At 67.0% G+C, this 8,223-nt stretch carries 10 protein-coding genes; 3 read left to right on the top strand and 7 right to left on the bottom strand.

Annotated features, from left to right (window positions below):
* Both Q8M88_RS11530 and Q8M88_RS11525 read right to left on the bottom strand, forming a co-directional pair.
* Nucleotides 1-245: aromatic-ring-hydroxylating dioxygenase subunit beta (locus tag Q8M88_RS11530; protein ID WP_305597302.1), on the bottom strand; the 245-nt coding region annotated here is incomplete at its 3' end.
* Between the two features lie 85 nt (nucleotides 246-330).
* On the bottom strand, nucleotides 331-1,650 hold the full coding sequence (locus Q8M88_RS11525; protein ID WP_305597301.1) for an aromatic ring-hydroxylating dioxygenase subunit alpha: 1,320 nt from the start codon (nucleotides 1,648-1,650) through the stop codon (nucleotides 331-333).
* Between the two features lie 442 nt (nucleotides 1,651-2,092).
* On the opposite strand from Q8M88_RS11525, the gene Q8M88_RS11520 reads away from it, so the two are divergent.
* Entirely contained in the window at nucleotides 2,093-2,866 is a 774-nt protein-coding gene (locus Q8M88_RS11520) for an enoyl-CoA hydratase (protein WP_305597300.1), read from the top strand.
* Nucleotides 2,867-2,870: 4 nt separating this feature from the next.
* Here the strand turns inward: Q8M88_RS11520 and Q8M88_RS11515 are convergent, their stop codons facing one another.
* Nucleotides 2,871-3,977 carry an alpha/beta fold hydrolase gene (locus Q8M88_RS11515; RefSeq protein ID WP_305597299.1) on the bottom strand — a complete coding sequence of 369 codons (1,107 nt, stop codon included), beginning with the start codon at nucleotides 3,975-3,977 and terminating at the stop codon, nucleotides 2,871-2,873.
* A gap of 406 nt (nucleotides 3,978-4,383) precedes the next feature.
* On the opposite strand from Q8M88_RS11515, the gene Q8M88_RS11510 reads away from it, so the two are divergent.
* Nucleotides 4,384-5,181 carry a siderophore-interacting protein gene (locus Q8M88_RS11510; protein ID WP_305597298.1) on the top strand — a complete coding sequence of 266 codons (798 nt, stop codon included), beginning with the start codon at nucleotides 4,384-4,386 and terminating at the stop codon, nucleotides 5,179-5,181.
* On the opposite strand, the gene Q8M88_RS11505 is transcribed toward Q8M88_RS11510, so the two are convergent.
* The 4 genes from Q8M88_RS11505 to Q8M88_RS11490 form a co-directional block, all read right to left on the bottom strand.
* Nucleotides 5,178-5,435, bottom strand: coding sequence for a hypothetical protein (locus Q8M88_RS11505; protein ID WP_305597297.1), 258 nt, complete (start codon nucleotides 5,433-5,435; stop codon nucleotides 5,178-5,180). The two genes, Q8M88_RS11510 and Q8M88_RS11505, sit on opposite strands and share 4 nt — an antisense overlap.
* Before the next feature lie 78 nt (nucleotides 5,436-5,513).
* Nucleotides 5,514-6,449 carry a methyltransferase gene (locus Q8M88_RS11500; RefSeq protein ID WP_305597296.1) on the bottom strand — a complete coding sequence of 312 codons (936 nt, stop codon included), beginning with the start codon at nucleotides 6,447-6,449 and terminating at the stop codon, nucleotides 5,514-5,516.
* Nucleotides 6,446-7,006: an SRPBCC family protein gene (locus tag Q8M88_RS11495; protein WP_305597295.1), complete on the bottom strand. Its 561-nt coding sequence runs from the start codon at nucleotides 7,004-7,006 to the stop codon at nucleotides 6,446-6,448. Before Q8M88_RS11495 ends, Q8M88_RS11500 begins: the two co-directional genes overlap by 4 nt.
* Nucleotides 7,003-7,785, bottom strand: coding sequence for a DUF3313 family protein (locus Q8M88_RS11490; RefSeq protein WP_305597294.1), 783 nt, complete (start codon nucleotides 7,783-7,785; stop codon nucleotides 7,003-7,005). Before Q8M88_RS11490 ends, Q8M88_RS11495 begins: the two co-directional genes overlap by 4 nt.
* Before the next feature lie 140 nt (nucleotides 7,786-7,925).
* Between Q8M88_RS11490 and Q8M88_RS11485 the strand changes: the two genes are divergently transcribed.
* A complete protein-coding gene (locus Q8M88_RS11485) occupies nucleotides 7,926-8,093 on the top strand; it encodes a hypothetical protein (RefSeq protein ID WP_305597293.1) in 168 nt (55 codons plus the stop codon).
* Nucleotides 8,094-8,223: the final 130 nt, after the last annotated feature.

Here is an 8,223-nt window from a genome sequence, read left to right as displayed (position 1 = left end):
AGCAGCTGCGCGACGCGCGACTTCAGCTTCGGCATGTCGTCGGCGATCAGGAACAGCGCGGTGTTGTGGTCGCTGTAGGGCGCGTCGGTGGCCGGGATGTAGAAGCTGCCGCGTTCCTCATCGAACAGCGCCAGCCATTCGTTGAGGTTCCAGGTATCCAGCATCTCCGCCTCGGCGTAGAGCCATTCTTCGATTTCCTGCCGTGTGACAGTGACTTGTTCTCGGTTCAGTGTGGCCGTCGCCAAGGCTAGATCCTCCCCAATCAGGTTTGTTGCGTGGTGCGCCGCCCCGGGGCCGCGGTTGATCCTAGCCCCGGGTCGGCATGCGTTTCTAGTCGCCAGTGTACTCGGCGTGTTGTCCGGTGGTCAGGCGGGCCTCCCATTCGCGCCAGAAGACGCGCATCTGCAACTCGGTGGGACCGCCCTTGGTGTTGCCCTTCATGCCGCGCGAGATGTCCGACCACTCGACTTCCTTGTTGGTCGCAAACCCCATCTGGCAGCCTTCGAGGCCTTCGACGTCGTCCGGGGTGGCGAAGCCGCCCGGCCCCTGGAACCCCAGATACCAATCGAGGCGCGCCTTGCGAAGCGCGGGCGTGTCCTCTTTCGGCATGGCCGCCCAGCCGTTGATCTCCATGTAATCCGGAGTGGTCGGATAGAAGGTCCGGAACACGCACCAGCCGTCGATGATCAGCAGGTTCGGGAAGATCAGGTAGTTGCCGGCGCGCCCTTCGATCATCCGGGCGTTTTCGTCGCCGTGCTTCTTCACCAGGCCCTCGCGGAACTGCTCAAGCTCGGCGCCGGCGAACTTCTCGAGATAGGAGGCCTGGCCATTGATCCGCCGGTCGCTTGTCGGCCATGCGGTGGTCACATGGCCGTTGCCCATCGGTTGAGCGCCACGACGCTTGCCGTCGTTCGGCGGCGCCGGCTGAGGGGTCATCGGCCCGCCGCCGCCGCCTAGGCCCATGCTGGGCAGCCATTGGGCGAAGAAGCGCTCGTGGGTGAAGGCGGCGTGGTAGCCGTCCATGCTGTTCTCGACGAGCAGCTTCCAGTTGGCGCGCATCGAGTATTTGAAGTGGCCTTCGACGAATTCCATGTCGCCGAGGTTCAGCGTGTTGTCGATGACCATCAGCGCGTCGGGGCCCATGTAGGACTCGAAGTCCTCCATGTCCGGATCGAAGCTGATGAAGATACAGCCGCGGTGGTTGTGCATCTTGGGCGCCGGCTCGAGGCCGAGGGATTCACGGTCGAACGCTTCGCTATAGGCCTCTTCGCCAGGGATGCCCTTCAGCTCGCCGCGCGTGTTGTAGATCCAGCCGTGGTAGAAGCAGCGGAACACCTCGGCGTTCGAGCCCTTGTGCTCGCGGCACACCAGGTTGCCCCGGTGGCGGCAGGTGTTCATCAGCGCGCGGACCTCGCCGTCATCGCTGGTCACCAGGATGATCGGCCGGCCGCCGACATTGCGGGTGATGAAGTCGCCGGGCTTGGGGAATTCCGAGATGTGTCCGGCGAACAGCCAGGACTTGTCGAAGATCCGCTCGCGTTCCAGTTTCAGGATGTCGTCGTCGATGAATGCGCTGCGATGAACCCGGAAGATCCCGGATTCCCGGTCATCGATGATCAGACCCGCTGCATTGCCACCAAAATCCGGCATTGACGCCTCCTCCATCGCTGCGCACGCGCTAGCGTTGATCTCGCTTTGGTCGCGCCCTTTGCGGAGCGGCCATATTTGGCGACGGAGACATGATCCCGGCTGGTGAAAAGGCGGGCCCAGCGCTGCGCGCCGACCCACGATCCTGCGCCGTGCGCCGTTCGACGCCGGAACAGTCATGGGATGCGGAGTGCGCGCCGGCCATCGTCTCCTCCTGGCCGGTCATGACTCGTCGACGCTCTGCGGCGTCGTTCGCCTCACCGGAGCATAGCTTCGACAATGGTTGGACCATTGTCAATAACCTTCGCGTTCACGCAGCGTCAAAGACGCGCGAACGCGTGGAGACCACAGGCAGGATCGCCCCTGCGGCCCAGTCCGGCACTTGCCGGCGGGCCGCCGCCGCATCACAGTCGGCGCACGACTGTGCAAATTGGAGCCCGAGGGAATGAGCCAGACGCTTTTGATCGAACGTGACGGAGCCGTCGCGATCCTGACGCTGAATCGACCGGAGAAGCTGAATGCACTGTCGGGCGAGCTGCGCAGGGCGCTGCATCACGCGCTGCACGATCTGGACGCCGACGAGAGCTGCGGGGCGATCATCCTCACCGGCGCGGGCGATCGCGCGTTCACCGCCGGCATGGACCTTAAGGAAGCCGCCGAGCGGCGCGGCCAGCTTGCCGCGCCGGACGAGGACCCTGCCGCCGCCATCGACCAGTGCCGCAAGCCGATCATCGTCGCGGTCAATGGCCTGTGCATCACCGGCGGCATGGAGATCATGCTGGCCTGCGACATCATCATCGCCTCGACCAACGCCAAGTTCGCCGACACCCACGTGCGGGTCGGACTGCTGCCAGGTTGGGGCATCTCCCAGCGCCTGTCGCGCCAGGTTGGGCCGCAACGGGCCAAGGAGATCTCTCTGTCCGGAAACTTCTTCGAGGCCCAGCGGGCTTTCGAGCTCGGCCTGATCAACCGGGTCGTGGAGCCGCACGAACTGATGCCCGCGGCGCTGGCGCTGGCGCACGACTTCGCCGACGCCAACCGCAAGGTGATGCTGGAGTACAAGCGCCTGATCGACGACGGCTTCGAAATGGAGCTGAAGGACGCCCTGGCGCTGGAACGCGAGCGGGGCCGTGCGTTCAGCCAGTCGCTGACGGCGGAGGACTTCACCCGCGGCAAAGAGGCGGCCAGCCTGCGCAATCGCGCGCAGGCCAGCCTCTAGGGGATCAGGCGGGGACGGCGTCGAGGGCCTTGAGGCCCGTCTTTAGCGTCTCCGGGTTGGCGTACATGGCGGGGTTGGGCTTGGGGAAGCCGCCCTTGGGCTGTTCCACGTAGCGCGGATCGATCGGACGGCGCAGCGACACGCCGGCTTCGACCGCGAGCGGCCAGCTCACCTTGCCGGTCTTGAAGAATTCCACCGCGACCTTGTTGAAGGTGTCGGGCCGGTCGGTCTGGCCCTGGTGGCCGGTTTCGGTGGGATAGAAGAACTGGATGTTGGGAACGGCGTCTTCCTGATGGAAGCCGTTCTCCACCGGCAGCAGCACGTCCTGCATGCCGTACAGGTAGATCATCGGGATCGTCAGCTTGTCCAACCGGCCCTTCGTAGAGAAGATCTGCTTTTCGTTGGTTTCCGTCGCGCGCAGCGGCTGGCGTTCGACGCCGAAACGCGCACGGACCTCGCGCTGGGCGTTGCCGGCCAGCGTGCGCATCTGCACCAGAGCCGGCCACACCGCGCCCTTGGCGTAGATGATGCCGTCCATCAGGTGCTGCATGCCTTCCGGCGTGCCGTCCCAGGGCTTCATCACATAGCCCGGGTTGGGCGTGAACTTGCCGTCCTTGGGCGGCACGTTGGGCGCGTCGCAGATGTCGCCCAGGAAGCCGGCGATGAACATCACGCTGAGCACCCGCTCAGGATTGCTGACCACGTAGTCGCAGGAGACCATGCAGCCGGCCGAATTGCCGCTGAGGTGGAACTTGTCGAGGCACAGGGCGTCGGCGAACATGTTGAGGAAGTCGACATTGGCCTTCGGGCCGGTGTCGAGATACTCGAGCTTGCTGATGTCGGAGAGGCCGAAACCCGGGCGGTCCGGACAGTAGACACGGAAACCCGCCGCCGCGAGCACGGGAGCCATGAACCGCCATCCGGCGGTGCCCGACGATCCTTCGATGCCGCCGTGCAGCAGGACCACTGCAGGACCCTTGTCGCCGGCGGTCACGTAGTGAGCTTTGCGGCCGTCCGCCAGGCGGACCCAGCGGCTGGCGATCCCCGGAAGGTCGATGATGTTCTCGTCAGTGAGTTTCAGGGTGTCCGGCGTTATCGCTTCGTTCGCCATGCGTGTTCCTCCGCGGCCGTTGCTGGATGCACGGCCTTCTATTGGTTTGACCATTGGGCTGACGGTGGTGTCAATGACGTAGCGGAACCGCCATGGAACTCTTCACGTTCGCGCGGCGAACACCGGCGTCTCCGTTCGCCTCTGACCAGGCAGGTGCGTCCCGCGAACCCACCTGCTGGATGGTCGGTTTGGTGAAGCTGTCGGTGGTGGCGGTGGCTTTGTCGAGGATCAGGATTTGAGGTCGGCGACCAGCGCGCGGGCGAAAGAGACCCGTCGCGCTGACGGGCGAAGACGTGCGAGCTTGATTATAGATATATCGATATTATATCAAACTTAAGATCGATCCGATGGACCCGTCGCGGTCCGCGCAAGCTGTTTCGGCGCCGAATGGCGCAGGGGAGACCAGATGACTGACACCACCAACGCTTCGCCGCGACTGGCCCCGACGCTCCCGGTTGAGATGATCGACGCCATGAGGCGGCGCGGCATGGCCGCCTTTTCGCTGACGCTCGCCGAAGCCCGGCAACTCACCTCGCACATGCGCCGCCTCAGCCTCGCCGTGCATGGTGATGATGCGTTTGAGCCCAAGCCCGGCCAGGACATGGTCTTCATGCTGCCGGACGAGACGGGCGAGTTGAACCGTCGGCACTACAGCGTCCGCGGTTTCGATCGCGCGGCGCGGCGCATCGAGGTGGACGTCGTGCTGCACGGCGGCTCAACGCCCGGCACACGCTGGGCGCTGGATTCCAAGGCCGGCGACGCGGTTACGGCATTCGGCCCCCGCGGCCGCAACGTCATCCAGCATGGCGCCGACTGGCGGCTGTTCATCGGCGACGAGACCACGTTGCCGCCAATCTTCGCCATGCTCGAGACGCTGCAGGCCGGCGAGAAGGCGCACGTGATCCTGGAGGTTGGAGACGAGGGCGAACGACAGAGCGTCACCACCGCCGGCGACGTGACCTTCCAGTGGATTTTCCGCGGCGGGCGGCATGCCGAGGCCTCCAGCCCGGCGCTGATCGAGGCGCTGGCCGGCTACGAGTTTCCGGCCGGCCGGGGCCACATCTACCTGCTCGGCGAGACCAGCACGATCCGCCGTCAGCGGCACGACCTGCTGGCCCGCGGCGTCGCCAAGGAACAGATCTTCGGTGAAGGCTACTGGCGTCCGGGCCGGCTGGGCGGCCACGACCACCTCGAAGAGCGCTAGACGGCTCTGGACGAGCCCCGCCAGTGCGGCGGCGTCCTTGAGCGCTCGAGCAACCGCGCCAGGGCTGCGGCCAGAAGCTCAGTGGAGCGCAGCTTGTCGCGCCACGAGAGCGCCGTCAGCGCCAGATCCGCGCCGGTGTCGAACACCCGCACGCGACCGCGCCGGATGCGGAAGTCCCTGAACCAGAAGCCGCGACGCCGGGCGCCGCCCGCGCCGCGCGCAGAGGAATCTGAGACCGCGACGCGTTGGGACATGGGAAGGCTCCGACGCGGGCGCCTGTCGTGAGGGCGGCGCGCAACCCACGCACTACGCTTGAGCTTGGCCGAGGTTCCTCAGGCGTCCTTGACCATCACCGCGCCGACTGCGGCGATGCGCTCGACACCCCAGTAGGCGCGCCGCAGCAGGGTCGAGGGAAAGACGTCGGGATCGATCTCGCGATAATCGAGGCGGCACCCCACCTCGCGGCAGGCGGTCGCCAGCCGCGGCGATAGGCTGTCGCCGTCCCGGGTGATCGCTGCGCCGGTATAGAGCAGCATGCGCCCGCCGGCCGCCAGCCGCGCGAGGCCAGCCCGCGCCCAGGCCACCGACAGTTCGGCGCCGAGCGCGCCGCCGCCACGGCTATAGGTCCTGCCGGTCTCTCCGCCGAGGTAAGGGGGATTGGCGAGGACAAGGTCGAATGCGGATTCGCCTGGCGGCAGGCCGTCCGAGTGGGACAGTTCGGCGTCGACGCCGGCGAAGGCGGCGTTGACGCGCGCCAGGGCGAGCGCGCGGGGATTGATGTCAGTGAGCGTGAGTTGCGGGCGCGCGTTCAGGCCGGCGCAGACGATCCCGCCGACGCCGGTCCCGGCGCCGATGTCGACGATCCGCGCGCCAGCGCTCAAAGGCGTCTCCACGCGGATGAAGTCGACGAAGCGATAGCTGTCAGGGCCGAAGAACACGCTGTCGGCGCCACGCAGCGGGAAGGCCGAGTGCAGGAACAGCAGCGCGCCGATGCTGGCGACGCGAAGGGCGCTTACGGATCTGCCGCCCAGGCTTTCGAGGACTTCGCCGTCCTGCATCAGTCGAACCATTTGCGGATCGAAGGCGGCGGCATCGAACGGCAGGTTCCAGCCGAATATGTCGACGAGGTCGCGCGCATCCACTCGCCCGCGGCGCAGCAGGATGCGCCGATGGGTCGCCGGCGCGGGCGTCGTGAACCGGTAGCCTGCGTCGGCCAGCCAGTTCAGCAGGGCGAGCCGCGCCGCCTCGACGCCCGCCAAAGGCTTCATCGATGCGCCCGCGAGACGGCCCCGCGCCGCAGCGCCAGCATCGCCTGCGGCATGCCCTTGGCGACGGCCTGCCGGACCAGCGCCACGGGGACCGGGCCGTTGACCGCGACCTCGGTGCGATAGTCCACATGCGTCCCGCCGCCGCCGGCGATGGTCGAGAGGTTCCATTCGCCTTCCGAACGTTTCCAATCGCCGGCCACCCTGTGGAACGCCAGCCTGCGAGGCGCCGTGAAGTCGGCGCGGAAAACATTGCGCATTTCGGCCTTCAGCAGACCCCCGCGCAGTCTGTGCTCGCGCACCTCCCAGCGTCCGGCGGGGTCCTTCTGCAGGACCTTGCAGCTGATCAGCTTGGGCATGAACCGCGTCGCATGTTCGCAGTCGATCAGGGTGGCCCAGACCACCGCCGGCGGTGCGGCCACGTCCATCGACGCGTGGATGCTGGCGGCCGATCCGGCTGAGGACGCCGCGGTGACGACGGGAGGCGCATCATGGGCCTGGGCCAGGCTCGCCGTCGCCGCAGACCATGCGAGGCCGGCGAGGAGGATCGCGCGACTCATGGCTTCGCCGCGCCGCGCGGTTGCGGCTCATCGGCGCGAGCGCCGCTCATGCCGGGCACATAGAGCCCGGTGGCGACCTTGGCGAGGAAGCCTTCAGGACGGAAACGCGCGCCGTAGGCGGCACAGGGGTCCGGTTTGTCGATCTTGCGATGTTCGGCCTGTGGCACGGTCATCGCTTTGGCGGCGGCGTCGGCGAACGGCTCGGCGAATTGCAGGGCGTCGCCGATGCGGCTGAGCGAGGGTCCGTCCGTGCCCACCGGTGTCGCCGCGCGATTCCAGCTGATCGCGGCGAGCTGGCGGCCGTCGGGATGCATCAACTCGGCCTCGGCCCCCAAGGCGCCAAGCGTGCCGGGCGCGCGCAGTTTGATCGGTCCTGGAATGAAGAAGCCGGCCGCCGCTGCGGCGGCCGATGCGGCGCGACCGGTCGGCTGCACATTGGTCACCGCCGCACGGACGCGCGCGTCGGCCCCATCGTCAGCGGCGATCGCGTAGCGTTCGGACAGTTCGAAGCAGAGCTGCGCGTCGACCTCGCGCAACAGCAGTTGACGTTCGGCCGGCGTCATCCATGCCGGATTAGCGCCGTCCGCGAAGCGGGTGGGCGCGATGGAGATCCGCTTTAGCCCCGCGAGCTCATCGCCACCCGCACGGGCGCTGACCTTGGCGCGCACACCGCGCTTGTCGGGTTGAAGATCGTCATAACCGCTGAGGAATCCGGACTGCGTCGCAGGGCTCGCACACGCGCCCAGCGTCAGCGCGATCAAAGCGAGAAGCATCCGCATGGCGTTGTTCCTTCAAGACGACCTTGGTCTACGCGTCAGGCCCGTGTTCGTTGCGCCAGGCTCGCCATGCCTTGCGCGCATTGGCCCTTGGGATATCAGTCAACCGACGCCTTTCGCGGCGCGTGGGCAGGAAGCCGGACATGACTGAAGCGCCACCGCCAGAGGAAACGCCCATCCAGCGCGCCCTGCGCCTCAAGAAGGAAGCGTTGGACGCCAAGCCCAAGCCGCCGCGTGGCGGGCGGTTCCAGCGCGAGCAGGCGGCCGCAGCGCACTCGACCTCGAAGTCCAAACCCTGGATGAGCCGCTAAACCCATGAACAGCAAGCCTGCCCTTCGCCGTCTCATCGACCTTCCCGGCGTCGCCGACCTGGAGCTGAAGGCGCTGATGAAGCGCGACTTCGCCGAGCCTCAGGCTCGAAGCGAATTCCCGGAGATAGAC

It is taken from the genome of Phenylobacterium sp. (assembly GCF_030693805.1).
In the GTDB taxonomy this organism is placed as follows: domain Bacteria; phylum Pseudomonadota; class Alphaproteobacteria; order Caulobacterales; family Caulobacteraceae; genus Phenylobacterium.
The sequence above is the reverse complement of the archived record's forward strand: the minus strand, read 5'-3'. Positions and strand labels throughout refer to the sequence as shown.

Bases quoted from the DNA above. Each gene is read 5' to 3' on its own strand.
- Q8M88_RS11525 (WP_305597301.1), bottom strand. From the start codon at position 1,650: ATGCCGGATTTTGGTGGCAATGCAGCGGGTCTGATCATCGATGACCGG.
- Q8M88_RS11520 (WP_305597300.1), top strand. From the start codon at position 2,093: ATGAGCCAGACGCTTTTGATCGAACGTGACGGAGCCGTCGCGATCCTG.
- Q8M88_RS11515 (WP_305597299.1), bottom strand. From the start codon at position 3,977: ATGGCGAACGAAGCGATAACGCCGGACACCCTGAAACTCACTGACGAG.
- Q8M88_RS11510 (WP_305597298.1), top strand. From the start codon at position 4,384: ATGACTGACACCACCAACGCTTCGCCGCGACTGGCCCCGACGCTCCCG.
- Q8M88_RS11505 (WP_305597297.1), bottom strand. From the start codon at position 5,435: ATGTCCCAACGCGTCGCGGTCTCAGATTCCTCTGCGCGCGGCGCGGGC.
- Q8M88_RS11500 (WP_305597296.1), bottom strand. From the start codon at position 6,449: ATGAAGCCTTTGGCGGGCGTCGAGGCGGCGCGGCTCGCCCTGCTGAAC.
- Q8M88_RS11495 (WP_305597295.1), bottom strand. From the start codon at position 7,006: ATGAGTCGCGCGATCCTCCTCGCCGGCCTCGCATGGTCTGCGGCGACG.
- Q8M88_RS11490 (WP_305597294.1), bottom strand. From the start codon at position 7,785: ATGCGGATGCTTCTCGCTTTGATCGCGCTGACGCTGGGCGCGTGTGCG.
- Q8M88_RS11485 (WP_305597293.1), top strand. From the start codon at position 7,926: ATGACTGAAGCGCCACCGCCAGAGGAAACGCCCATCCAGCGCGCCCTG.